16 protein-coding genes are annotated in these 25,146 nt (G+C 71.5%); 15 read left to right on the top strand and 1 reads right to left on the bottom strand.

Going from position 1 to position 25,146, the window contains the following annotated elements:
* Positions 1–120 precede the first annotated feature (120 nt).
* The gene (locus tag OV427_RS40510; RefSeq protein WP_267861580.1) at positions 121–5,838 is read right to left on the bottom strand and encodes an ATP-binding sensor histidine kinase; all 5,718 of its coding nucleotides are present in this window, start codon (positions 5,836–5,838) and stop codon (positions 121–123) included.
* 560 nt (positions 5,839–6,398) lie between these two features.
* Between OV427_RS40510 and OV427_RS40505 the strand changes: the two genes are divergently transcribed.
* The 15 genes from OV427_RS40505 (at position 6,399) to OV427_RS40435 (ending at position 25,142) form a co-directional block, all read left to right on the top strand.
* On the top strand, positions 6,399–6,992 hold the full coding sequence (locus OV427_RS40505; RefSeq protein ID WP_267861579.1) for a Pvc16 family protein: 594 nt from the start codon (positions 6,399–6,401) through the stop codon (positions 6,990–6,992).
* Positions 6,989–7,897, top strand: a complete 909-nt coding sequence (locus OV427_RS40500) for a hypothetical protein (RefSeq protein ID WP_267861578.1) — start codon at positions 6,989–6,991, stop codon at positions 7,895–7,897. Before OV427_RS40505 ends, OV427_RS40500 begins: the two co-directional genes overlap by 4 nt.
* Positions 7,898–7,906: 9 nt before the next feature.
* The gene (locus tag OV427_RS40495; RefSeq protein WP_267861577.1) at positions 7,907–9,877 is read left to right on the top strand and encodes a phage tail sheath family protein; all 1,971 of its coding nucleotides are present in this window, start codon (positions 7,907–7,909) and stop codon (positions 9,875–9,877) included.
* A gap of 18 nt (positions 9,878–9,895) precedes the next feature.
* A complete protein-coding gene (locus OV427_RS40490; protein WP_267861576.1) occupies positions 9,896–10,348 on the top strand; it encodes a phage tail protein in 453 nt (150 codons plus the stop codon).
* 1 nt (position 10,349) lies between these two features.
* Positions 10,350–13,142 carry a phage tail sheath subtilisin-like domain-containing protein gene (locus OV427_RS40485; protein ID WP_267861575.1) on the top strand — a complete coding sequence of 931 codons (2,793 nt, stop codon included), beginning with the start codon at positions 10,350–10,352 and terminating at the stop codon, positions 13,140–13,142.
* Positions 13,143–13,145: 3 nt separating this feature from the next.
* Positions 13,146–13,634, top strand: coding sequence for a phage tail protein (locus OV427_RS40480; protein WP_267861574.1), 489 nt, complete (start codon positions 13,146–13,148; stop codon positions 13,632–13,634).
* Positions 13,635–13,636: 2 nt separating this feature from the next.
* Complete coding sequence (locus OV427_RS40475) at positions 13,637–14,389, top strand: hypothetical protein (protein WP_267861573.1); 753 nt, start codon at positions 13,637–13,639, stop codon at positions 14,387–14,389.
* Between the two features lie 13 nt (positions 14,390–14,402).
* Positions 14,403–14,576: a hypothetical protein gene (locus OV427_RS40470; protein ID WP_163998216.1), complete on the top strand. Its 174-nt coding sequence runs from the start codon at positions 14,403–14,405 to the stop codon at positions 14,574–14,576.
* Between the two features lie 13 nt (positions 14,577–14,589).
* A complete protein-coding gene (locus tag OV427_RS40465) occupies positions 14,590–15,675 on the top strand; it encodes a phage late control D family protein (protein ID WP_267861572.1) in 1,086 nt (361 codons plus the stop codon).
* Complete coding sequence (locus OV427_RS40460; protein ID WP_267861571.1) at positions 15,672–16,391, top strand: phage baseplate assembly protein V; 720 nt, start codon at positions 15,672–15,674, stop codon at positions 16,389–16,391. The genes OV427_RS40465 and OV427_RS40460 overlap by 4 nt, the downstream gene beginning before the upstream one ends.
* Positions 16,391–17,944 (top strand): hypothetical protein, encoded by a 1,554-nt coding sequence (locus OV427_RS40455; protein ID WP_267861570.1) that lies wholly within the window; start codon positions 16,391–16,393, stop codon positions 17,942–17,944. The genes OV427_RS40460 and OV427_RS40455 overlap by 1 nt, the downstream gene beginning before the upstream one ends.
* Positions 17,945–18,014: 70 nt before the next feature.
* On the top strand, positions 18,015–18,341 hold the full coding sequence (locus OV427_RS40450) for a GPW/gp25 family protein (RefSeq protein ID WP_267861569.1): 327 nt from the start codon (positions 18,015–18,017) through the stop codon (positions 18,339–18,341).
* A gap of 7 nt (positions 18,342–18,348) precedes the next feature.
* A complete protein-coding gene (locus OV427_RS40445; protein ID WP_267861568.1) occupies positions 18,349–20,658 on the top strand; it encodes a hypothetical protein in 2,310 nt (769 codons plus the stop codon).
* Positions 20,659–23,430 carry a phage tail protein gene (locus OV427_RS40440; RefSeq protein ID WP_267861567.1) on the top strand — a complete coding sequence of 924 codons (2,772 nt, stop codon included), beginning with the start codon at positions 20,659–20,661 and terminating at the stop codon, positions 23,428–23,430.
* Positions 23,427–25,142 (top strand): hypothetical protein, encoded by a 1,716-nt coding sequence (locus OV427_RS40435; protein ID WP_267861566.1) that lies wholly within the window; start codon positions 23,427–23,429, stop codon positions 25,140–25,142. The genes OV427_RS40440 and OV427_RS40435 overlap by 4 nt, the downstream gene beginning before the upstream one ends.
* The last annotated feature ends 4 nt before the right edge of the window (positions 25,143–25,146 follow it).

Here is a 25,146-nt window from a genome sequence, read left to right as displayed (position 1 = left end):
AGAACTGCGCGCTCTTCCTGCTGTGCACCCGGCCGGGGAGGCGACTGGAGGAGGAACACCTGCCGATGCTCTTGGAGATGATGCCCTCTGCCGCGCGCTCGCGCTAGCAGCGGCCGGGCTTCAGGCCTGGGCCACCGGCTCCGGGGCCTCGCGCGCGTCGGGCGGCCCCGTCCTGGGCAGCTCCACGGTGAAGCGGGAGCCCTGGCCCTGCGTGCTCTCCACCGACACCCGGCCACCCAGCGCGGAGACAATCTCCCTCACGATGAAGAGGCCCAGGCCCAGGCCCCCGTACTCCCGCGACGAGACGGCCCGCTCGAAGCGCCCGAAGATGAAGGGCAGCCGCGCCGGAGGAATGCCGATGCCCTGGTCCACCACCTCCAGCCAGGCGCGGCCGTCCTCCTCCTCCAGCCGAACCTCGATGGGCCGCCCGGCGCCGAACTTGAGCGCATTGGACAGGAGGTTCGTCACCACCTGCTCCAGCCGGACGCGGTCCCACCTTCCCGCGCACGTGCTGTCCAGATGGAGGCTCAGCGGACTCTGGGCCCGCGTGAAGGCGTCTTTCATTCCCTCCACCACGTCCCGCACGACGGCGACGAGGTCCACCGACTCCAGGTGCAGGTGGAGGCGGCCCGTCTGGATGCGCGACACGTCCAGCAGCTCGTCGACGAGGTGGGCCAGCCGGCGCGTCTGCGCCTGCGTCGTCCTGGCGGTGCGCAGCACCGTCTCCGGTGACGCCGCCGCCCCGCCCCGCGACAGCCCCTGCACGGAGAGCTGGAGCGCGGTGATGGGCGTGTACAGCTCGTGGGCGGCGATGGAGAGGAACTCGTCGCGCAGGTGGATGGCCTGCTGGGACTCGCGATACAGCCGCGCGTTGTCCAGGGAGATGGCGGCCCGGCGCGCCAGGTCCTGCGCCAGCGCCAGGTCCGAGGCGTTGTAGCGCCGCCCCGGACTGGCGCAGATGAAGGTGATGGCCCCCAACGTCCGTCCCCGGGCGAGGAGCGGCACCGCCATCAACGTCCGGGCGCGGAGGGAGCGGATGAGGCTGGCGTGCCGCGCGTCCCGGCACATCGACGTCAGGATGCTTTCGGACACCTCCGGGAGCAGCAGCGGCTGCTTCGTCTTCATCGCCCACGTGGACGGATGAGGTGAATTCCAGTCGGGCGGGTAGTCCCGATGCAGTTCCCGGGCGACCGCCTCCAGCGCCGGGTCCGCGTGCATCGTGACGACGCGGCGCAAGCCGCCGTCCTCGTCCACCACGTCGATGGTACAGCCGTCCCCCAGGACGGGCGACGCCAGGCGGGCCACACGCATCAGCGTCGCCTCGAAGTCCAGCGATTCGGCGAGCACCATGCTGCACTCCGCCAGGAAGCGGACCGACTCCTCCGCCTGCTTCCGCTCCTCGAAGAGCAGGCTGTTCTCCAGGGAGATGGCCATCTGCGAGGACAGCAACTGGAGCACCTGCACGCGGTCCGGCTTGAAGGCCTGCGTGGCCAGGTTGTTCTCCAGGTACAGCACCCCCACCGTCCTCGCGTGCCGGCGGATGGGCACCGCCAGCGCCGACTTCACCCGCTCGCGCGCCACGTAGGCATCCGACACGAAGCGCCCCTGGTGCGCGGCGTCGCCGAGGACGACCAGGTCCCCCGTGCGGTACGCGTGGCCGATGAGCGAGTCCGGCACCTGCCGCGCCTCCGCGAGCGGCTGGCGGACCAGGTCCACCGGCTCCGACACCGTCCCCACCGCGTGCAGCACCAGCGCCCCCTGGGACTCCAGCACCAGCGCGCCCCGCTGCGCGCCCGCCGCCTCCAGGCACACCGCCATCAGCTTCTCCAGGAGCCGCTCCAGCGCCATCTCTCCCGACAGCGTCTGCGCCGCCTTCAGGATGCTCAGCAAATCCAGCGCCGCCCCGCGAGGCTCCTCGCCCGGCGGCGTCACCGGCCGATCCCAGGAGCCCATCTCCGGAGCCTGGACGTCCGGGAACTCCTCCTGGAGCATGGCCACCACGTCCTTCGCGCCCCAGCGGGCGAAGCCCTCCCGCGCGGCCCGCAGGTAGAGCGTGGCCACCTTGCGGCGGCCCAGCGCGTGGTAGAGCCGGCCGGCCAGCGCGTTGGCGAGCGCCTCGTCCTGTGGGAAGCCTTCTTCACGCGCCAGGTCGATGGCCTCGTCGTAGAGCGTCATCGCCTCGTTGTGGCGCACCTTCACCCGCGCCAGCTCCGCGGACACCAGAAGGTGGCGATGGCGGAAGTTGCCCGGGCTGGACTCCGCCCACGCGCCGAGCCGCCGGTGGTCCTGCTCCAGCCGCGCCACGAGCGACTCGCGCTCCCCGGCGGGGGCGTCCTCCTCGCTCGCCGCCAGCGTCAGCGCCGCGTAGAAGGCGTGCTCGGTGGCGGTGAAGAGCCAGCGCACGAAGGGCAGGTGCGCCTCCGCCGCCCGCGCCCACTTCCGCGCCCCCACCAGGTCTCCCAGCAGGTACGACGTCTGGAGGCGCAGGACCTCGTACTGGCAGAGGATGGTGGGGTCTCTCCGCGCGGAGTCCTCGAAGGCCCGCGCGTCGAAGCCGTCGTCGTCGAAGCCCGCGCGCTCGCGCGTCCGCCCCTGGAGGCACCGCACCGCCTGGCGCACCGCGAGGTGCACGTCGGCCATGGCGTGCTGCCCGCTCTTCCGGTCGAAGGCCAGGCCGGACTCCACCTCCGCTCGCACGCGGCCCAGCTCCGTGCCCATGCGCAGCCGCGTGAAGGCCGTGCTCGCCAGCAGGTAGGCGACGAACTGCGGCTCCCCGCTCTCCAGTCCGGCGGTGACGCCCCGGCGCAACAGCGGCAGGGCGGAGCGCAGTGGCTCGCGCCAGTGGTGCACGTAGAACAGGAACGCGGACAGGACCCGGCACTCCTCGCGAGGATTCGCCGTGCGCCGGCTCAGCTCCACGCCCAGACGGCTGAACGGGTGGCCCGACGCGAAGTCGCCCCGCACCTCTCCGAAGATGATGCCGAAGCACACGTAGGCATAGGCCGAGTACACCGAGTTGCCGTGCTCAAGCGTGAGGTTGAGCATGCGCGTGTAGATGAAGGAGAACAGCGGCGGGTCGGAGAACCACGCCGCCACCCCCGCGTTCATCAACAACTGCATGCACGCCAGCAGCGCCGGGTCCGTCATGGGCGGCGCCGCGAGCAGCTCTCCGTCCGAGCGGCCCCGCCGGTACTCCGCCACCTTCGCGAACTCCGCCTGGAAGGCCTCCGTGGCGTCACCCTCCGGCAGCTCCAGGCCGAGCAGCCGCAGGCCCTGCCTTCCCCAGTGGAGGGCCTCCCTGTGCGCGCGCCGCAGGGTGCACGCGCTCATCCGCAGCCCGAAGAGGTCCGCCTTCTCCACGGGGGTCGCCGCGTGCGCCATCGCCGCCTCGAGGAGGGACTCGGCCAGGGGGCCGTCCCCCGTGAGCTGCGCGCACTCCGCCGCGTCCCGGTGCAGGCGGAACATCCGCTCGCGATGGGAGTGCCACGCCTCCGGCGTCAGCAGCTCCAGCGCGCGCAGGAACCAGGCGAGCGCGGCGTCGAAGGCCGACGCATCCCGGGACTTGCGGCCCGCGCGCAGGTTGAGGTCGGCGAGCCAGTGCCGCTCCGCCTCGGAAGCCCCGCGCTCCGCGCCCTGGTTGAGGTGGTCCACCACCTCGAACAACCGCTGCTCCACTTCGGACTCGGAGGCTTCCGCCCAGAGCTGCAGTCCGAGGTCCCGGTGCAGCCGCCTGCGCTCGTCCTCCGCCAGCAGCGAGTATGCGGCCTGCTGCACGCGGCCATGCACGAAGCGGTAGTTCGCGTGCCGGGCCGCCACCGGGACGGAAGTGTCTTCATGCGTGGGGTGGAAGCGGGGGACGTCCCCCACCGGGACGAGGAGGCCCTCGCGGATGGCGCTCCAGAGGTCCGCGGCCGTGTCCTCGACGGGCGCGCCCACCACCGCGGCAAGCAGCCACAGGTCCACCGGGCCCCGCATGCAGGCCGCCACCTTCAGGAGGCGCTGGGTGCGCTCCGGGAGGTGGTGGATGGTTGCCAGCATCAGCTCGATCACGTTCTCCGTGACTTCCGCCTTCTCGATGCGGTCCAGGTCCCACTCCCACGTGCCCCGCTCCACGTCGAAGGTCAGCAGCCCCGTGCGGTGCAGGTGCCTGAGGAAGGAATGGACGAAGAAGGGGTTGCCCGCGGTCTTCTCCAGCACGCACCTCGCCAGGGGGCTCGCGCGCTCGGGGCCGCAGCGGAGCGTGTCGCCGCAGAGTGACTCCAACGCGGTCAGGTCCAGCGGCGCCAGTTCCAGTGACTGGAAGTCCACGCCCGCCCCTCGGAGGGACTCCAGCGTGCGCGCGAGGGGATGGGTGGGGCCCGCCTCCTCGGGGCGGTACGCGCCCAGCAGCAGCAGGTGGTGCAGGTCCGGGTCCAGCACGACGCGCTCGAGCAGGGCGAGCGAGGCCGCGTCCGCCCACTGGAGGTCATCCAGCCACAGCACGAGCGGGTGCTCTCGCGTGGCGAGGGCGTGGAGGAAGGACTGGAAGGCGAGGTGGAAGCGGCTCTCCGCCTCCTTCGGCCCGAGCACCACGACCGGGGGCTGCTCGCCGATGAGTGCCTCCAGGCCGGGGAGCAGCGAGGTGAGGACGCGCCCCCGCGTGCCGAGCGCCTCCTGGACGCGGCTGCGCAATGCGGCCACGGCCTCTGGCGCTTCCTCCTGGAGCCCCCCAACGAGGCACCGGAAGGCCTCCACCCAGGGCGCAAAGGGCACGTGGCCCCGGAGCGGAGCGCAGCCGCCGCAGAGGAACCTCCCCCACCCCGACACCCGTCCGTGGACCGCCCGCGCGAGCGAGGACTTGCCGCTTCCCGCGAGCCCCTTCACCAGCACGCACGCGCCTGCTCCCTCGCGGACGCGGGCCAGCGCGGCGTCCAGGGCCGCCAGCTCGCGCTCCCGCCCGAAGAGTGTGTCGGGAATCACGAGCTCCCGCGCCCGGTCGTGTCGCCCCAGCTCGAAGGGGGCGATGCTGCCCGACTCGTGCCATCGCCGCTCGGCCTCGCGGAGGTCCGCCGCCAGCGCCCGGGCGCTCTGGTAGCGCTCTTCGGGCACCTTCGCGAGCAGCTTCATCACCATCTCCGAGAGCACTGCCGGGAGCTGGGGGTCCCTTTCGGAGGGAGGCACGGGCGGCTTCGCGAGGAGCGCGTGGACGAGCTCCGCGGGGTCCGCCGAGAGGAAGGGCGCCTCGCCGGTGAGCATCTCGTAGAACGTCGCCCCCATGGCGTAGAGGTCGGCGCGGTGGTCCACCAGGCGGTTCATCCGTCCGGTCTGCTCGGGGGCGATGTACTGGAGCGTCCCCTCGAAGCCCCCGGGAATGCCCATCGCCTGGACGAGGCCCGGGACGCGCGTGGACAGGTCGAAGTCGATGAGGACGAGGCGCCGAGCGTCCGGTGCCACGACGAGGTTGGCGGGGTTGAGGTCGCGGTGGATGACGTGCTTGCGGTGCAGCGCGCCCAGCACATCCGAGAGCCCGATGGCCAGCTCCAGGAAGGCCTCCACGGGCGGCGGGCCCCGGCGCAGCCATTCCTGGAGGGAGTACGGCCCCGCGTCCTCGAGGACGAGCGCCGGGAGCCCCGCCAGGTCCACGAGCCCGAGGGTCCGCGAGACGCCCGGGACGTCGCGCAGCTCCACGAGCATCGCGTGCTCATGGCGAAGCATGTCGGCGCTGCTGTCCGCGAGGGGACCGGGACGCACGGTCTTCACGACATGGGACGCACCCTTGTCCGTCCGCACGCGGAAGACCTCGTAACGGGGCCCGCTGTAGACCGATTGGACCTCCTGGTAGCCCGGAAGCTCCAGCATCTCTCCCCCGAGGGCGGACCCCCTGGGAATCTGGGCACCGGGCGCGCGCTCGGGGACCCGAGGAGGCTTGGCGGGCGCTCGTGGCGCAGGGGTTCAACGGAGGCGGGAGCGGGCGCTCGGTGGGTGGCCTGGGCGGGACGGCGGGATGGAGAGAACGCCTGCTCAGGCGCCCGTAGCGCGGACCCGAATCCAAAGACAGACGCGCCGCTGTCTGTCTTTGCAGCGCCGTCACTACCAGAACGGGATTCACCCCAGCCAGCAAGGCTTGTTCGCTGGAAGTTTCCAGCGTTCCTGCCCCTCGGCTGTTCTCTCGATGGGGTGGAGGTTTTCGTCCACCCTTCTTCCGCTGTGATCTCCTGGGGTTGCTCGCGAGGGTGGACGTTTCCCTCCCACTCCCCCCGCCGCGCGCTCCCGGCCGCTCTCTTCAAGTGTGCGGGATCACTCCGATCCGCACGCCCAAGCGCGCGGGCACGCGCGTTGCTGTCCGCCCTCCGACGATTTCGCCGCACCACGGGGGTGTGGGCGGACAGGGGGCTCGGCCTGGCCCGGGGGAGCGGCTGTTGGCGACGTACGCGGCGATTTCGGCGGTGGGACAGGGGGTGCTTGCCCTGCTGGAGCAGTCCTGCCCCAAGCCGGAGTTCGAGGGCGCCAAGTTCCGCCTCTACCAGGCGTCTGACTTCAAGGCCCCCATGGACGAGGGCGTCTCCCTCTTCCTCTACCGCGTCATGCCCAGCACCGTGCGCCGCAACCTCCCCGGCCGCGTGGACTCGCAGGGCCGCCGCACCCGCAGGCCCCTGCCGCTGGACCTCTATTACCTCCTCACGCCGTGGGCGAAGACGGCCGTGAAGCAGCACCGGCTCCTCGGCTGGGCCATGCGCCAGCTCGAGGACACGCCCACCCTCACCGCCAGCTTCCTCAACCACTACGGCACGCCCGAGACGGACACCTTCCTCCCCGAGGAGACGGTGACGCTCGTCTACGACCCGCTATCCATCCAGGACATGCTCAACATCTGGAAGCCGGGCGAGCCCAACATCCAGGTCTCCGCCACGTACATCGCACGCATGGTGGGAATCGAATCCGCCATCGCCGACGAAGAGGCCGGCCCCGTGCAGACGCGCGTCCTCGCGCCGGGGAGGTTGACCGAGCGATGAGGCCGCCCATCCACGTCATGGAGCGGCTGTCGCGCATCACCCCGCTGGGCGTGCGCTTCCACGACGAGGCCACCGGCGCCCTCGTCGGTGATGGCCTGCAAGTCTCCGCCTACCCGGAGACGCTGCCCGCCGCGCGCAAGGCCTCCGTCGTCAACCGCTCCGGCGTCCACGTCCTCATGGACCTGCCCGGTCTGAGGCACCTGGAGTACGGCGACGGCGACGCGGGCACCGACGCCTGGTGGGCCGCCCTCCCCGCCCGCAGGCCCTACATCGTCGAAGTCGTGGACACGCTGGGGCGCTTCCTGCCCTGCGCCTTCCGCGCGCAATTGCCCCACCGCGGCCTCTTCGCGCCGGACTGCATCACCTCGCCCCTGTCGCCGCTGTCGCCGCTGTCCCCGGGGGACGGACCCTCCGTGCCGCTGTTCTCCGCGCCCGCGCGCCAGGCCGCCGTGCCGCTGGCCGTGCTGCGCGCCGAGCTGTGGGACATCCAGGCGCGCATCCCCGCGGCGTGGGCGTACGTGGAGGCCACCGTCACCGGGGGCGCCACCGTGCGCGGCATCGCGGACGAAGGCGGCCGGCTCGCCCTCTTCTTCCAGTACCCGGAGCCCGTGGACTTCGCGCCGGGCTCGGCGATGGACGCGTCCAGCCTCCCCGCGGGCCCGCCACTGCTGGAGCAGGAGTGGGCGCTGCAGGTGCGCGTCCACTACGCCCGCCACACGCCCGTGCCCGAGCTGCCGGACGTGTGCCTCACGCTGTCCCAGCCCCCGGTGGGGGTGTGGGCCGACACGGGCAGCCCGCTGGAGCTGCTCGAGTCAACGCTGCGCTACGGCCAGGAGCTCGTCCTGCGGACCCAGGACGCACCGGGCTCTCGACTGTGGATCACCCCCACGGGTCCAACTCCCTAGGAAAGACCGATGCCCGAATATCTTGCCCCTGGCGTATTCATCGAAGAGACCAGCTTCCGCGCCAAGTCCATCGAGGGCGTGAGCACCACCACCACGGGCTTCATCGGACCGACACGCTACGGGCCGGTGGACCTGGAGCCGGAGCTCATCACCAGCGTGGTGGAGTTCGAGCGCATCTACGGCAACCGCCGGCAGCTCGCCTTCAAGACGATCGGCTCGCTCCACAACTACACCTGGCATGCCGTGCGCGCCTTCTTCGAGGAGGGCGGCAAGCGACTCTACGTGAGCCGCGTGTACCGCAAGCCGGATGGCAGCGGAGGCTCGGCCTACACGGGCATCGACCCCAGCATCGACCTGGGCGGCGGCACCGCGGTGGCCACCGAGTACAAGGACGGCCACGCCCGCACGCTGCTGGACCTCACCGCCACCGACAAGCAGAAGACGCTCGCGCTGACGGCCCGCTACCCGGGCTCGGCCGGCAACCTGCGCGTGCGCTTCACGCTGCGAGTGGGACAGAACGTCCTCTCCTTCGACGCGGGCATCCCGCGCGTGGGGGCGCTGCTGGAGCGCGACGTGGTGATGATTCGCGACATCCGCTCGCCCATCGTCGCGCCCGCGGGCACCGGCTCGCTGTACCTGGCCGAGTGGGACCAGGACGCGCAGGACTGGAAGTTCACCCAGGGCGCAACCTCCATCTTCCTCAACACCATCCACGAGAGCGACGGCTACGACATCCGCGTCGTCACCGTAGCGGTGACGGTGATTCCCACGGACGACCCGGCGTCCGCGCAGACCTGGGACGGGCTCGCGCTGGACCCGAAGCACTCGCGCGCCGGGGCGGAGGACTCGCTGTCCTCGCGCTTCGGCTACGACGCGACGGACACGGCGAAGAACCGCGACCTGCCCATCATCATCTCCGTACAGGAAATCACCGACGGCCTCGGCGTGGCGCAGGCCTTCATGGACGCAAGCCTCGCCAGCCCGGTCATGAGCCCGCCGCTGGACGACGCGCTGGAGAACACGGACTCGCCCGAGTCCCAGCGCTCGCTGGAGGCGCTGCTCAAGGGCGGCAGCGACGGCGAGCGTCCCAACTCGGACGACTACAAGGGCCAGCAGATCGTCAACACCACCCGGAAGACGGGCCTGGTGCAGTTCGAGGACCTGGAGGACATCTCCATCGTCGCCGCGCCGGGCTCCACCTTCGGGTACGAGAACGGCTACGCGAACGACGCGGCCAGCATCGTCAACCTGCTCATCTCCCACGCGCAGCGGATGAAGTACCGCATCGCCGTGCTGGACAGCGGCAACGGGCAGACGCTGTCGCAGGTGCGTGCGCTGCGCGCGAAGATCGACTCCAGCTACGCGGCGCTCTACTACCCGTGGGTGAAGGTGCTGGACCCCGTCACGCGCCAGCCCATCTTCCTGCCGCCCAGCGGCTTCGTGGCCGGCATCTACGCGCGCAACGACGTCAACCGCGCCGTCTACAAGGCTCCCGCCAACGAAGTCGTCAACCTGGCGCTCGGCTTCGAGGCCAACCTGAGCAAGGCGCAGCAGGAGGTGCTCAATCCCGAGGGCATCAACGCCTTCCGCTTCTTCGAGGGCCGCGGCAACCGGCTGTGGGGCGCGCGCACCACGTCGTCGGACCCCGAGTGGAAGTACGTCAACCTGCGCCGCTACTTCGCCTACCTGGAGCGCTCCATCGACAAGGGCACCCAGTGGGCGGTGTTCGAGCCGAACGGCGAGCAGCTGTGGGCGAACGTCCGGCGGACGATTGAAGACTTCATGCTCAACGAGTGGCAGTCGGGCGCGCTGCTCGGAGACAAGCCGGACAAGGCGTACTTCGTGAAGTGCGACCGCAGCACCATGAGCCAGAACGACCTGGATAACGGCCGTCTGGTCTGCCTCATCGGCGTGGCGCCGCTGCGCCCGGCCGAGTTCGTCATCTTCCGCATCGGCCAGTGGACCGGCGACCGGAAGTAACCCTCCTGGAGACCAACCATGGCCGTCTTTCGTGATCGCCCCTATGTGCAGTTCAACTTCCTGGTCGACCTGGGCACCGGCACCACCGATGGGCCGGACGCGGGCTTCCAGGAAATCTCCAACGTGGGCATGGAGGTCACCGTCGCGGAGTACCGCAACGGCAACGAGAAGGAGAACAGCGTCCGCAAGATTACGGGCCTGAACAAGGCGACGGACGTCACCATGAAGCGCGGGGTGATTGGCTCGCTCAGCCTCTACAAGTGGCTGGACCAGCTGCGCAACGGCGACGCCAGCGCGCTGCGCACCGTCACCATCCAGCTCCAGAACGAGGACCACACCGCGGTGGTGCAGACGTGGAAGCTGCTCCGCGCCCGCATCATCAAGCACGTGTCCGGCCCCTTCAACGCGAAGGGCACGGACGTGGCGATTGAAGAGCTCACCATCGCCTACGAGCGGCTGGAGATGGAGTGACGTGAGCCGCCCCGCCGCCAGACGCCTTCCCGGGCTCCGCTTCGAGATACAGGCTCCGCCCGTGGCGGACGCGCTGCCTCGGATGGACGTGGCCGCCTTCGTCGGCTTCGCGGCCTCCGGCCCGCTGCATGCGCCGGTGGCGGTGGAGGACGTGGCGGACTTCGCGGCGGTGTTTGGCGCGGCGCCCCTGCTGGCCTGGGACACCGAGCGGGGCGAGCCCGTGTACGCGCAGCTCGAGTCCGCGGTGCGGGCCTTCTTCCGCAACGGCGGCCAGCGCTGCTGGGTGGTGCGCGTGGCGGGACCGCAGGCGCGCGCCAACACCTTCCCCGTGCCGGGCCTCTTGCGGTGCACGGAAGGCGGCGCGGCAACACCGGCGCTCGCGCGCGCCCGCTCCGAGGGGAGCTGGTCCGACGCGGCGACGGTGGCGACGTCCCTCCACCGCGAGCCGGTGGAATTGCTGGACTGGGACAGCGTGGCCGGCGCGGGCGCCGAGCTGACGGTGACGGCGCCCGGCGGCGTGGCCGTGGGCGATTTGCTGCGGGTGAGCTTCGACGGTACCGGCTGCACGCTGATGGTGCCGGTGGAGTCGGTGGAGCCCGTGGCACAGGAGACGGCGCTGACGTGGTCCGGGCCGGTGTCCCGGCGCGTGACGGCACGGGTGCGCGCGCCTCGCGCGGTGTGGCAGCAGACGGACGTGGCCCCCGTGGACACCACGCCCTTCGTGTCGTGGATGCGCGGCGAGGGCGACGAGGTCTCGCTGGACGTCACCGCCATGGAGGACCCGGGGCCCACGGTGTCGCCGCGCGTGCTCACGCTGACGTTGGACCTGGACCCGGCGCAGGCGCCGCCTCCGGGCACGGTGCTGCGCATCGTCGATGCCGCCACCGGCGAGCACTGGCTGCCGGTGGACTCCGTGCAGTTGGGACAGGTGGCGGGCGGCGGGGTGCAGGTGTCCGGCGTGGCGACGCGGGTGGTGACGTCCGTGCCGGTGGATGTGACGTCCGCGCCCGCCTGGTGCGAGCGGCTGACGCTGAGCCTGTGGACGCGACGGGGCGAGGAGCAGCCCGCGCAACTGGAGCGGCTCGGCTTCTGCCCCGCGCACCCGCGCCACTGGGCCGCGCTGCCCACCGACGTGGAGCGGGCCCGGAACGCGGACGCCGACACGCTGCCCTCGCGCCTCCCCGAGGAGCGGCTGCCGCAGGACTGGCGCCAGGGCGTGCCCACCGAGCGCTTCCCGCTGGCGGGCCCCGGCCCCACGGGCGAGGCCTTCTCCCTTCCCCTGGGCCTGACGGACCAGCCCACCGCCTACGTGGGGTGCACGCCCCCAGCCGTGGACTCGCTGGAGCGCGACGGGCTGGCGACGTTCGGCGCGGACCTCTTCCTGGACGCGGACGTGAAGACGCTGGGCACGGAGGCGCTGCTCGCACAGGCGGACTTCCTCCGCTACCAGAGCAGCCAGCCCCGGACGCTCAAGGGCATCCACGCGGTGCTGGACCGGCTGGATGCCTCGCTGATCTCCGTACCGGACGCGGGGCACCGGCCGTGGGTGCTCGCGGGCCGCCCTGACGCGCCCCCGCCCGAGCCGGGCGAGCCGCTGCCGGAGCCGGCGTGGGGCTCGTTCCTGGACTGCGCCTTCCAGCCCCCTCCCGCGCCCGAGCCGCTGGTGGCGCAGCCAGACGAGCCGGACTCCGGGCAGTCCTTCACCCTGGACTGGGCAGAGGTGCCCGGTGCGGACGTCGTCTACGTGCTGGTGGAGGCCACCCTCCCCGACTTCAGCGACGCCGCGGAGCTGTACCGGGGGCCGCTGTCCGCGCGCACGCTGTACGGGCGCACGTCCGGCACGCGCTACTACCGGGTGCGCGCGGAGCGTGGCGGTATCACCGGGCCCTGGGCGACGGGCGTGGCCGTCACCGTGGCGCCCCAGTCGAAGTGGCACCTGGTGCCCGTGTCCCAGTACGACGTGGGACCCCTGCTGGCCGTGCAGCGCGCGCTGATGCGGATGTCGTGCGCCCGCGGTGACTTCCTGGCCGTGCTCTCCCTGCCCGAGCACTACCGGGAAGAGGAGACCATGGGGCACGCGGCCACCCTCCAGTCCCCGCTGGGCGCGGAGGAGGACGGCGTGCCGCCCATCGGCTTCGCCGAGGAGAACGCCCTCTCGTACGGCGCGCTCTACCACCCGTGGACCTTCGTCTCCGAGGAAGGCCGTCCCGGGGTGACGCGGCGCATGCCTCCGGACGGCACCGCGTGCGGCGTGCTGGCGCGGCGAGCAGTGGAGCGCGGAGTGTGGGTGGCTCCGGCCAACGAGCGGTGGGAGGGCGTGGTGGCGTTGGATCCGGCCCTGAGCCGCGAGCGGTGGCTGGACCTCCAGGAGGCGCAGGTGAACGTGGTGCGACAGGAGCCTCGCGCCTTCCTCACGCTGTGCGCGGACACGCTGGCCACGGACCCCGACCTGCGGCCCATCCACGTACGGCGGCTCTTGTCGCTGCTGCGGCGGGCGGCGCTGCAGCTGGGCGCCACCTATGTCTTCGAGCCCAACGACGCCAGCTTCCGCCGCCGCGTGCAGCGCGGCTTCGAGGCGCTGCTGGGAAGCCTCTTCACGCGAGGCGCCTTCGCGGGGAAGACACCCGAGAGCGCCTTCCAGGTGGTGACAGGCGACGCGCTGAATACGCCCACCCAGGTGGAGCAGGGCCGCTTCTTCGTGGACCTGAAGGTGGCGCCGTCGCAGCCCCTCACCTTCCTCAACGTGCGGCTCGTGCAGAGCGGCGAGCGCGGCACCGTCACGGAGGCGCGCTAGCGCATGGCCACCCCGACAGACGAGACGGTCATTGCCCCGTTCACCGCGTTCGCCTTCGCGGTGGAAATCGACATCCCCGGCGTCAGCCCCAAGGCGTGCAGCGCGGCCTTCTCCGAGTGCGACGGCCTGGAGATGACCATGGACGTGAAGACCATCCGCGAGGGTGGCAACAACGGCCGGCAGATTCGCCTCACGGGCGCGTTCAGCTTCGGCCAGCTCACGCTCAAGCGCGGCATGACGGCCAATGACGAGCTGTGGAAGTGGTTCGAGGCCATGCGCACGCGCCCCCGGCTGCGCGCCAGCGCGGAGGTGGTGGTGTTCGCCCCCGGCCCCGCGCAGAAGGAGCGCGCGCGCTTCATCCTCACGCGCTGCCTGCCCGTGAAGCTCAAGGCCCCGCCGCTCAACGCCAAGGACGGCATGGTCGCGATTGAAGAACTTCAAATCGCCTACGAGTCGCTCACCCGCAAGGCCGTGTCCGAGGGAGGCACCTAGCCATGGCCGACGACGCTCCGAAGCTGGCGAAGGCGAAGCTCATCCAGCTCGATGACAAGTTCAAGGACCCCATCGACGAGAAGGAGACGTCGGTGGAGGTGCAGTTCAATCCGGAGACGCTGAAAGTCACGTACGCCAACCAGGTGCAGCAGCCGCAGGGCGGTGGCGACCAGCGAGGTACGGCGGCGCAACAATTCGTCGGCACCGGCTCCACCAAGCTGGCCGTGCAGCTCTGGTTCGACGTGACGGGCCAGCCGGAAGGCCCGGGCGAGCCCGCGGGCGTGGACGACGTCCGCAAGCTCACCGAGAAGGTGACGTTCTTCATCACCCCGAAGAAGAAGTCGGAGACGCAGTACATCCCGCCCGCGGTGCGCTTCCAGTGGGGCACCTTCCGCTTCGACGGAATCATGGAGGGGATGGAGGAGTCCTTGGAGCTGTTCTCCGAGGACGGCGTGCCGCTGCGCGCCAGCGTCTCCTTCACGCTGACGCAGCAGAAGATTGGGACGCTGCGCTTCGAGGACCCGGACAAGAAGCCCGCGGGCGCGAAGACGACGCCCAGCGGCAAGCCCGCGGGCACCGCGCCGATGACGTCCGCGCCGTCGGGCTCGACGATGCAGGGCATGGCGGCGAGCCAGGGCAAGGGGGGCAGCTGGCAGTCCATTGCCTCCGCGAACGGAATCGAGAACCCGCGAATGCTGGCGCCCGGCCAGCTCGTGGACCTGCAGGCGGGGCTCAACATCGGTGTGAAGCGGTAGCGGGGGCAGGCACATGGCCGTGGTCATCAACGAGATGGAAGTCGTCAGCGAGCCACCACCGTCCGCGTCGTCGGGCGGCGCGAAGGGGGGCGAGTCGTCCACCGGCTCCGAGGTGCAGAAGAACCACGACCTGGAGCGCAGCCTGAAGCGTCACCGCGAGCGGATGGAGCGCGTGCGCGCGCACTGAGCCGGAACCTCCCATGGCCGACGGAAACAGCACCGACAGCAAGCTGAAGTCCTCCCGCCCCACCCTGCGTGTGGGCGGAGAGGAGAAGGCCTCGCTCGGACTGGCCCTGCTGGAGCTGTGCATCGCGGAGACGGCCCACGGGCTGTACCGGTGCGAGGCCACCTTCGGCAACTGGGGCCCCAAGGACGGGGACAGCGGCTTCCTCTACTTCGACCGGACGGAGCTGGACTTCGGCAAGCCCTTCGAGGTGCGGCTGGGCACCTCGGACATCCTCTTCGAGGGGCGCATCACCGGGCTGGAGGCCGGCTTCCCGGAGGCCTCGCCGCCCACGTTGACGGTGCTGGCGGAGGACCGGCTCCAGGACCTGCGCATGACGCGGCGGACGGCCACGTACGCGGACGTCACCGACGCGGACGTGCTGAAGCAGATTGCCAGCAAGCACGGGCTGACGCCGGAGGTGGACGTCCAGGGGCCGAAGCACAAGGTGCTGGCGCAGCTCAACCAGAGCGACCTGGCCTTCCTGCGCGAGCGCTGCCGCGCGGTGGACGTGGAGTTGTGGGTGGAGGGGCGGACGCTGAAGGCGAAGAAGCGCGGCGCGCGCTCCAGCGGCGAGGCGCCGAAGCTGGGGCGCGGCAATGAGTTGCTGGCCTTCACCGTGCTCGCGGACCTGGCCAACCAGCGCTCCGCCGTGACGGTGAGCGGCTGGAGCGTGCAGGACAAGGACGCGGTGACGCACGAGGCGGGCCCGTCCGTGCTCGGTGCCGAGCTGGGCAACGACGAGAGCGGCGCGAGCCTGTTGTCCTCCAAGCTGGCCGAGCGCAAGGAGGCCGTGGTCCACGCCGTGCCAATGGGCAGCCAGGAGGCCCAGGCGCGGGCGGAAGGGCTGTTCCGGCAGATGGCGCGGCGCTTCGTGGTGGGACGGGGCACGGCGCAGACGGACGCGAAGCTGCGCGTGGGCGCCCGCGTGGAGCTGACCGGCCTGGGGCCGATGTTCAGCGGCAAGTACCACCTGGCCGAGGTGAAGCACCTGTTCGACGCCGAGCGCGGCCTGCGCACGGAGTTCGTCGCGGAGCGGGCGGGCCTGGGGAGGGCGTCATGATGGACGGCTCGGCGTGGGAGATGGTCGCGGACGAGCGCGTGCCCGGAGGTCTGGGCGGCCGCTTCTATGGGCTGTACCCGGCGCGCGTCACCGACATCAAGGACCCGGACAGCCAGGGCCGGGTGAAGGTGGCGCTGCCGTGGGCGGCGGACGCGGCGGGCGGCGGACACTATGAGGCCTGGGCCCGACTGGCCACGCTGATGGGCGGCAACAACCGCGGCTCGTGGTTCGTCCCCGACGTGGAGGACGAGGTGCTGGTGGGCTTCGAGGCCGGAGACCCGCGCCGGCCCTACGTGGTGGGCGCGCTGTGGAACGGCAAGGACGCGCCGCCGGAGAGCATGGACGGCGCGGGGAAGAACGCGAAGAAGGTGCTGCGCTCGCGCAACGGCGTGGTGATTACGCTCGACGACACGGACGGCCAGGAGACGCTCAGCCTGGAGACGCCCGGCGGCCAGAAGGTGACGCTCAAGGACGGGCCCGGCTCCATCGAGGTGGCGGACAGCAACGGCAACTCGGTGAAGCTGGAGTCCAGCGGCATCACCGTGACGGCCTCCGCGAAGGTGACCATCAACGCCAGCACCGCGGAGATTTCCGCCGGCATGCTCACCGTCAACGCGGGCATGTCCAAGTTCAGCGGCGTGGTGCAGGCGGACACGGTCATCACCAACAGCGTCGTCAGCTCTTCCTATACGCCGGGCGCGGGGAACGTATGGTGATGATGGCCACCACGCTCCCCCACGCCGTGCAGTGGGTGTCGGCGTCGCCGCTGTGGGCGGGCACGGACAAGCTGGCGCGCATCCAGGCGCCGGGCATCCTCCAGTTCGACTCGGACCGCTTCATGGAGGAACTGGCCGAGCGGCTCCAGCAGGCGCCCAAGCCGGACCTGACGGACCTGCTGGTGACGAAGTTCGAGAGCTTCGGTGAGCGCTTCCCCGGCGAGGGCCCGGTCGACTCGACGCGCACGCCCAAGCTGTACCAGCCGGCGCATGGGCGCTTCTACCTGGTGGCCTCGAGCCTCGTGTGCCGCCTGCCCGGCATGCCGGACCACGTGGTGGACCTGCCCAAGGGCGAGAAGGCCGCCTTCGTGCTGCGCAAGGAACTGGGCAGTGGCAAGGAGGGCGCGTGGGTGCCCGACGCCACGGACCCGAGGGGCAAGCGTCGAATCTGGAAGGAGCTCACCACCGCGCAGGTGGGCACGCTGGCGAAGGGCGAGGAACTGCTGCCCCTGTTCCCGGTGAACTTCACCGCGGACGGCAAGCGCCGGCGGATGCTGGTGGGGCTGGTGCCGACCTCCAGCCGCGACACCTTCGAGTCCGCCAACGCCTTCGAGGACAGCGACCCGAGCACGGGCCTGAACCCGAAGGAGATGATCGCGGACGAGGCCGAGGGACAGGTCATCGTCCCGTACGAGCAGCTCCGCGCCTGGACGAAGACCACCACCGAAGCGGTGGAGGTGCAGAAGGAGACCACGCGCTTCCTGCTGGTGGACTTCGCCACCCTGCTGGAGGAGCGCCTCCCCGCGCTGTGGACCGTGCTCAACAAGCAGACGCCCGGGCCCCGGCCGACGGACGCCACCCAGGCGCTGTATGACCTGCTCACCGGTAACGCGCTGGAGAGCGCCACGGCCGACACCTGGCAGAAGGCGCTGCGCAGCGCGTGGCAGCAGCGCGAGGCCGTCCTCAACGGGCGCACCAACACGCTCGACTACAACCTGCGCCGGGGCGGCGTGCTGCCGGAGACGCTGCGCGGCGCGGTGACGGCGGCGGCCGCGGTGGGCACGTACACCCTGCCCTCCCAGCCGGAGCCGGTGTCCAAGCTGGAGGAGCCGGGCGTCACGCGCTACGTGCTGCGCTGCGTGTACCTGAAGCCGGCGTGCGGCGCGCTGTGCCCGCCGCTGGTGAGCGCGCCGTCGCGGACCTTCACACTGGCGCCGTTCTTCGACCCGGACGCGCCCGCGCGCCCGGTGCGCATCGAGCTGCCCGTGGACACCAGCATCCGCGGGCTGCGCAGGTTCAAGAAGAACGTCGGCTTCACGCTGTCCAAGGGACTGCGCAAGCAGATGTCCCGCGTGGCCGGCCTGGAGAAGACGATGAAGGGCGAGCTCGACGACGGGTTGAGCTTCGACCTGGGAGAGCTGTGCATGTTCTCCATTCCCATCATCACGCTCTGCGCGTTCATCGTCCTGATGATCTTCCTCGCGCTGCTCAACATCATCTTCTGGTGGATGCCCTTCCTGAAGATCTGCCTCCCGAAGCCCAGGGTGGGGTGAGTCCATGGACGCCGGAAAGCTCATAGGCCGAGGCATCAGCTTCCCCCCACGCGTGGGCCCGGACGGGCGCATGCAGTGGTCCGAAGGTGAGCGCAACGTGCGCGAGGCCATCCAGGTCATCCTGGCCACGGAGCCGCGCGAGCGCATCCTCCTGCCGGAGTTCGGCGCGGGGCTGTCGCGCTACCTCTTCGAGCCGAACACCGTCACGACGCGGCACCAGATTGCCGAGCAGATTTCCCGCTCGCTGGCGGAGTGGGAGCCGCGCATCGCGGTGGAGTCGGTGAGCGTGGACGCGGACCCGCAGGACGCCCGGGCCGCCACCGCCACCATTACGTACAAGCTCGTCGCCACCGGGGCGCGCGAGCGGCTCAGCCTGAACATCACGCTCGCGGGGTAACACCACCGTGCCAATCACCCTGCCCACCATCGACGACCGGAAGTACCAGCAACTGCTGGATGAAGCGCTGTCGCGCATCCCCGTCCACAACCCCGAGTGGACCAACTTCAACAAGGCCGACCCGGGCGTCACGCTGCTGGAGCTCTTCGCCTTCCTGACGGAGAGCCTCCTCTACCGCGCCAACCAGATTCCGGATCGCAACCGGCTCAAGTTCCTCCAGCTCCTCGGCGTGCCGCTGCAGCCGGCGTCGTCCGCGAAGGGCATGGTGGCCTTCAGCAACGCGCGCGGCGGCCCGCCGCAGGCCCTCACGCTGACGGATGGCGTGGAGGTGCGCGCCGGCAACGTGCCCTTCCGCACCGAGCGCGGGCTGGACGTGCTGCCCGTGGAGGCCGCCTTCTTCTACAAGCGGAGCGTGGCGCCCGAGGCGCGCGTGAAGGAGTACTACCAGGAGCTCTACGCCTCCTTCACCGCCACCCAGCCGCCGCCCGCGCAACCGAACGATCTCCAGTTCTACGAGACGACGCCCTTCTCCCCGCGCGGCACCGAGCCGCTGGACCTCAACACCCAGGCGCTAGACAGGGCGTTGTGGGTGGCGCTGCTGCTCAGGCCCGCGGACCGGAAGCTGCCGGACGCACTGAAGCGCGCCCGTGAGGAGTTGAAGGGCAAGGTGCTGACGGTGGGCATTGCGCCGGCCGGCGACACGGGCGGGCGCAACCTGGTGCCCAACGGACAGGCGCGGCCGGAGGGCTCGGCGGTGCTCCAGTTCCAGCTCCCCCGGCTGCCGCCCGAGGGCAAGCTGCCGGAGACCGCCGCCGACCGCAACGCGAGCTGGCGCACCCTGGCCACGGCCGAAGTGCCCGCGGAGCCGGTGGTGGTGGACGTACCCCTGCCCTCCACCGTGGCCGAGCTGGAGCTGTGGACGAACATGGACCCGCTGGAGGCGGGCACCCGCGACTTCCCTCCCGCGCTGGACGACGAGGAGCTGGATGCGCGCGTGATTACGTGGCTGCGCATCACCTCGTCCGCGCCCGTCACCACGAAGCTCTTGTGGGCGGGCATCAACGCCGCGCCGGTGACGCAGCGCGAGCGCGTGACGAGCGAGTTGCTGCCCGCGGGCACCGGCGAACCGGACCAGGTGGCGAAGCTGGCGCGCGCTCCGGTGCTGCCGGGCACGGTGAAGCTGACCGTCACCGTCGACGGCAAGTCGGACCCCTGGGACGAGATTGACGACCTGATGAGCGCGGGGCCCGAGGTGGCGGTGGCCGACCCGCGCCTGCCGCCCGGCACGCCCGCGTCCACCAACACGCGGGTGAAGGTGTTCCGCCTGGACGCGGAGGCCGGCGAGCTGCGCTTCGGCGACGGCGCGCACGGCGCACGGCCGCCTCCCGGTGCCACCCTGCGCGTGGACTACGACCACGGCGTGGGCCGCGCCGGCAACGTGGGTCCGGGCACGGTGACGAGCGGCCCGGCGCTGCCTCCGGGGCTCAAGGTGGAGAACCCGCTGCCCACGTGGGGCGGCGCGGACGCGGAGGGCGTGACGGAGGGAGAGCGGCACATCACCCGCTTCCTCCAGCACCGCGACAGGTTGGTGACGACGCAGGACTTCGAGGCCCTCACCCTGCGCACTCCCGGCGTGGCCGTGGGCCGCGTGGAGGTGCTGCCCGCCTTCCATCCCGCCCTCTCGCCCAACGAGCCCGGGGACGCGCCCGGAGCGGTGACGGTGATGGCCATTCCGCGCTTCGAGCCGGACCCGGCGGAGACTCAAGGGCAGGACGCCTTCCTGGACGCCATCGCCTGCTGGCTGGCGCCCCGGCGGCTGGTGACGACGGAAATCTTCGTGCGCCGCGCCGTCTACAAGCCCGTCTGGGTGACGGTGGGCCTGGAGGTGGTGGCCGGCGTGTCGCAGGCCACGGTGCGCGAGTCGGTGAAGGCCGCGCTCACCGCTTTCCTCTCGCCGCTGCCACCCGAGGGCACGGACTTGCTGGAGCCCACGGTGTCGCTGGCCGGCGCGCCGCAGGCCACCGTGCTCCAGCGCGGCTGGCCGCTGCGCAAGGCCGTGGTGTCGCTGGAATTGGCCGCCGTCGCCAGCCGCGTGGCGGGCGTGGCGCTGGTGCGCGGCGTGCGGCTGGGTCTGGCCACCGGCGCCGCGCAGGACCAGGTGCCGCTGACGGGCTTGCAGCTGCCCCGGCTCGCCGGCATCTCCGTGGCCGTGGGGGACCCGCCGTCCCTGGACGAACTGCGTGGCACCGGCACCGTGGCCACCGGAGCGCAGCGCCCCTTCGTGTCCGTGCCCGTCGTCCCGGAGGAGTGCCGGTAGATGGACGCCAACGGGACACGCTTCCACCTGCTGCTCGGCCGCGACGACTGGGGCCGCTGCTCCTCCGAGGGGCGGCCCCTGTCCGAGGCATGGGCCGACCCGTCCGGCACCGGCGCGGACGTGGCCTGGGACGCCATCCGCGCGGAGGTGTCCCTGCGCGCGGAGCTGTTCCGCTTCCTCGCCGCCCCGCGCGACGTGCCCCCGAAGCTGGAGGACCGGCGCGGCGCCGCGAGAGATCGCTACGGCAGCTTCTACTGGATTGGCGGCGACGGCCTCACCGTGAAGGTGATGTCCAGCGGCTCACGGGCCACCAGCACCTTCTGGCCGGTGGCCCCGTCCCAGGTGCCCGCGCCCGCGTTCGGCGGCTTCGGCCCGGCGGTGCCGCTGGCCACTCCCGCGCCCGCGCCGCTCGGAGGGCTGGGCATCACCGGGCACCACTACCTCGTCGTGGGAACGCTGGCGCCGTCGCCCGGGCTGCTGGTGTTCGACCTGCACTCCGGCGGCCCGCCCGTGAAGCACGTGTGGCCCGCGGGCGTGCCCTTCGCGCCGTGGGACATCGCGGCCACACCGGACGGCGGCGCGGTGGTGCTGGACCGGGAGAACCGCCGCCTGTGGCGCCTGGACGCGGAGTTGCGCGTGGTGCACCTGGACGGGGACTCCGTGCTGTCCGCCGAGGTCGTGGAGTCCTTCCAGCCCGCGACGGGCGGTCCGCAGCGGCGCGTGCCCGCTGTCACCTTCCCGGAGCCGGTGACGCTGGACGCGTCGCTGCCGCTGTCCGCCCAGGACCCCATCTCCGTGGAGGTGCTGCCGGACGGCCGCGTGCTGGTGCTGGACCGGGGCGAGGCCGCCAGCTTCCTCGGCGTGTACCGCGACGGACAGCCCGAGGGTGCGCCACTGCCGCTGGAGGTGGAGGGCATCCTCCAGGGCTCCGGCCCCGCGTTCAGCTACGCGCTGGTGGCGCACGACATGGCCCTGGTGCCCGGCACGGAGACCACGCCCCACCGCGTGCTCGTGGTGGGCCGCGACGGCAACCAGGTCTTCGCCTTCGATTTGCACGTGGCCGAGGACGGCACGCTCTCCGCGGTGCCCCAGCCGGAGTACCTGCCCCTGCGACTGTTCGGCGGCAAGGCGCTCATCGGCGCGGGCGGCGGCGCGTTCTACGACTTCGCCGACACCTTCGTGCCCCTGGTGCCGCAGCGCCGGCCCCGCTACGTGCGCGAGGCCACGCTGCGCACGCCGGTGCTCGACGGCCGCTCGCCGGACTGCGCGTGGCACCGGGTGATGCTGGACGCGTCCATTCCTCCCGGCGCCCGCATCGTCATCCGCACCCGCGCGGCCAACGAGCACGCGGACCTGGAAGCCACGCCCTTCATGGAGGAGCCCACGCCGTACAAGCGCGGCGGCGGCTCCGAGCAGCCCTTCGTCACCGAGGCCGAGGGCCCGCATCGCGGCACCTTCGAGGTGCTCTTCCAGCGGGCGAAGGGGCGCTACGCACAGGTGGAGCTCACGCTCGTGGGCGGCGGCGCCACCACGCCGCGCATCCACGCGCTGCGCGCCTGGTACCCGCGCTTCTCGTACCTGGCGCAGTACCTGCCCGGCCTGTACCGGCAGGACGCCGAGTCTTCGAGCTTCCTGGACAGGTTCCTCGCCAACGTGGAGGGGCTGTTCACCTCCATCGAGGACCGCATCGCCGCGGCGCAGGTGCTGTTCGACGCGCGCAGCGCTCCGCCCGAGGCGCTGGACTGGCTGTCCTCCTGGTTCGGCGTGGCCATGGACCCGGCATGGGACGAGCCCCGGCGGCGGCTCTTCCTGCGCCACACGCTGGACTTCTTCCAGTGGCGGGGCACGCCGCGCGGGCTGCGCATGGCGCTGCGCGTGGCCCTGGATGAGTGCCCGGACGACTCCATCTTCACCGAGGAGGAGGACCCCACCCGCTCGCGCTTCCGCATCGTCGAGCGCTTCCGCTCCGCGCGCACCCCGTTCCTCGTCCCGCCGGAGCCGACCCAGACCGAGGGCATCCACACCGTGGCCACCGCCACGTCCAAGCGCTGGGAGCCGTCGCAGGGACGCGCGCAATTGGTGGAGCGCTACCGGACGGCCCTGACGGCGGCGGGCGTGACGGCGCTGACGGAGAACTTCCCCCTCACCGAGCCGGCGGGAGCGACGGTTTCCGCTGTCTGGCGTTCCTTCACCCAGGAGGCGCTGGGCTTCATCCCGGCGGCCACGTCCGCGGACGCGCCGGTGTGGCGCGACTTCCTGGCGCGGCGCTACCGGAACATCACCGCGCTCAATGCCGCGCACGTGACGACGCTGACGGACTTCACGCAGGCCGCGCTGCCCACGGTGCTGCCGGCGGACGGTCCGGCGCAGTCGGACTGGTATCACTTCGAGACGGTGGTGCTGCCGGTGCGCGCCGCGGCGCACCGCTTCACGGTGGTGCTGCCGGTGCCGCAGGGAAGCGCCGCGCAGGAGCAGCGCACGAGGCTGGAGCAGGCGATGCGTGTGGTGGCGGTGGAGAAGCCGGCCCACACCGTGTTCGACGTGAAGTTCTACTGGGCCATGTTCCGCGTCGGCGAAGCCCGCCTGGGCGTGGACACCCTGATTGACCTGGGCAGCCGTGCCCCCGAGCTGATGCCCGCCATGCAGCTCGGCCGCGAGTACCTGGCGGAAAGCCATCTGGCACCGAGACCCCCACAGGACGCCAAGGACCGGCAAATCCTGGGGCGGGACGCGCTCGGGCGCCGTGAGTCCCACGGGAGCGACATCCAATGAGCACCTTCACTTCCACGTCAGTACCGCGCGCGGCCGCCGACCCCACGAAGCACGTGAACTACGTGCTGGGCATGGTGCTGGGCGTGGACGACTTCAACCAGGAGTTCGCCTGGCTCTCCGAGAGGGACAGGTGGCTGGCGAGAGACCTCCTCGGCTACGGCACCGCCTGGGGCCTCGCGGTGACGTCCGGCCTGGGCGCGCGCGGCCCGGAGGTGCGCGTGTCCCCAGGGGTGGCGCTCACTCCGCGCGGGCACCTGGTGCGCGTGACGCCCGCGCAGTGCGCGTCCATCAACGACTGGCTGAAGGCCAACAAGGGCGGCGTGGACACCCACGTGTCCGTGACGAAGCTGCTGCGGCTGTGGGTGGTGCTCTGCTACCGCGAGTGCCTCACGGACATGGTGCCCGTCCCCGGCGAGCCGTGCCGCAGCGAGGACGACTCCATGGCGCCCTCGCGCGTCACGGACGACTTCGGCCTGGAGCTGCGCCTTTCGCGCCCCTCCCAGCCGGAAGAGGACGCCGTCCGCGACTTCGTGCGCTGGTTGCGCGAGCACATCCAGCCCGGGAGCGACCCGTCCACCTCCGTGTCCCTGGAGGACTTCCTCCAGGCCATCCGCGACGCGGCGGTGACGGGCGCCCTGCCCTCTTCGCCGCTGTCGCCGCCATCGCCGCCGAACAGCCCGCTGGACGTGATGCTCGACGGCTCTCCGCCCGGGCCGCTCATCATCTACCAGGAGTACCTGGAGCAGTACCTGCGTGCCGCGATGCGGCTGTGGGTGACGGAGTTGCGCGCGCTGTGGCGGCCCAACTGGCTGGGCGAGGCGCAGGGCTGCTCCGCGCCCGTCACCCCCGAGGCCTCCGGCGACGGCAACTGCGTGATGCTGGCCGAGGTGGAAGTCCCACTGGTGAAGTCCGGCGTGGCCGGCGACTGGCAGGTGGATGACTCCGCGGGCGCCATCCGCATCCTCGAGGAGGAGCGGCCCTACCTGCTCCACCTGCGCATGCTCCAGGAGTGGCTGCTGGGCGGTGGGCTCGGCGGGGGCTCGGGCTCGGCGGGCCCTGCCGGTCCGGCGGGTCCAGCGGGTCCAGCCGGTCCGACGGGGCCTCAGGGGCTGCAGGGTTTGACGGGCCAGATGGGGGCCACGGGGGCCACGGGTCCGGCTGGCGCGACGGGGGCCACGGGCCCGGCTGGCGCGACGGGGGCCACCGGCGCGACGGGGGCCGCCGGCGCGACGGGGGCCGCCGGCGCGACCGGGCCGCAGGGCATTCAAGGACCGCAGGGCATTCAAGGGCCCCCGGGCCAGCAGGGCCCCCAGGGAGACCCTGGCGGAGACCCGGACATCGTGCGCCGGCCGCCGGACCTGCCCGAGTACTACATCGTCGCGGCGGGAATCGTCCCAGCGGACCCGGGCAACGCTCCCGGCAACACGTACAACAACCTGCTCTCCATCGGGTTCGATGAGGGACAGGTGGGCTTCACCTTCGACGGCTACTCGCTGGAGTCGGAGAAGTACCAGTACATCGTCAAGGCGATGCTGAAGCTCAACCCCGAGTTCCCGCACCTGGGCATCGTCACCTTCGTCGGGTTCGAGTCCGACCACTTCCGGCTGAACGTCTTCGACCCGATCGAGCAGCGGCCCGTCAAGGGGGACATCCTCCAGCAGCTCGAGTTCGTCATCGAGGTGAGCCAGTACTTCTTCAACAGAGAGGGGTGACGCG

This window comes from Pyxidicoccus sp. MSG2, from assembly GCF_026626705.1.
Taxonomy (GTDB): Bacteria; Myxococcota; Myxococcia; order Myxococcales; family Myxococcaceae; genus Myxococcus.
Note: the sequence above shows the minus strand (reverse complement) of the source record. Positions and strands in the feature narration are given on the sequence as shown.

Coding starts and splice junctions, on each gene's coding strand:
- OV427_RS40490 (WP_267861576.1), top strand. CDS start 9,896: ATGGCCGTCTTTCGTGATCGCCCCTATGTGCAGTTCAACTTCCTGGTC.
- OV427_RS40480 (WP_267861574.1), top strand. CDS start 13,146: ATGGCCACCCCGACAGACGAGACGGTCATTGCCCCGTTCACCGCGTTC.
- OV427_RS40435 (WP_267861566.1), top strand. CDS start 23,427: ATGAGCACCTTCACTTCCACGTCAGTACCGCGCGCGGCCGCCGACCCC.
- OV427_RS40495 (WP_267861577.1), top strand. CDS start 7,907: ATGCCCGAATATCTTGCCCCTGGCGTATTCATCGAAGAGACCAGCTTC.
- OV427_RS40460 (WP_267861571.1), top strand. CDS start 15,672: ATGATGGACGGCTCGGCGTGGGAGATGGTCGCGGACGAGCGCGTGCCC.
- OV427_RS40455 (WP_267861570.1), top strand. CDS start 16,391: ATGATGGCCACCACGCTCCCCCACGCCGTGCAGTGGGTGTCGGCGTCG.
- OV427_RS40500 (WP_267861578.1), top strand. CDS start 6,989: ATGAGGCCGCCCATCCACGTCATGGAGCGGCTGTCGCGCATCACCCCG.
- OV427_RS40510 (WP_267861580.1), bottom strand. CDS start 5,838: ATGCTGGAGCTTCCGGGCTACCAGGAGGTCCAATCGGTCTACAGCGGG.
- OV427_RS40450 (WP_267861569.1), top strand. CDS start 18,015: ATGCAGTGGTCCGAAGGTGAGCGCAACGTGCGCGAGGCCATCCAGGTC.
- OV427_RS40465 (WP_267861572.1), top strand. CDS start 14,590: ATGGCCGACGGAAACAGCACCGACAGCAAGCTGAAGTCCTCCCGCCCC.
- OV427_RS40475 (WP_267861573.1), top strand. CDS start 13,637: ATGGCCGACGACGCTCCGAAGCTGGCGAAGGCGAAGCTCATCCAGCTC.
- OV427_RS40440 (WP_267861567.1), top strand. CDS start 20,659: ATGGACGCCAACGGGACACGCTTCCACCTGCTGCTCGGCCGCGACGAC.
- OV427_RS40470 (WP_163998216.1), top strand. CDS start 14,403: ATGGCCGTGGTCATCAACGAGATGGAAGTCGTCAGCGAGCCACCACCG.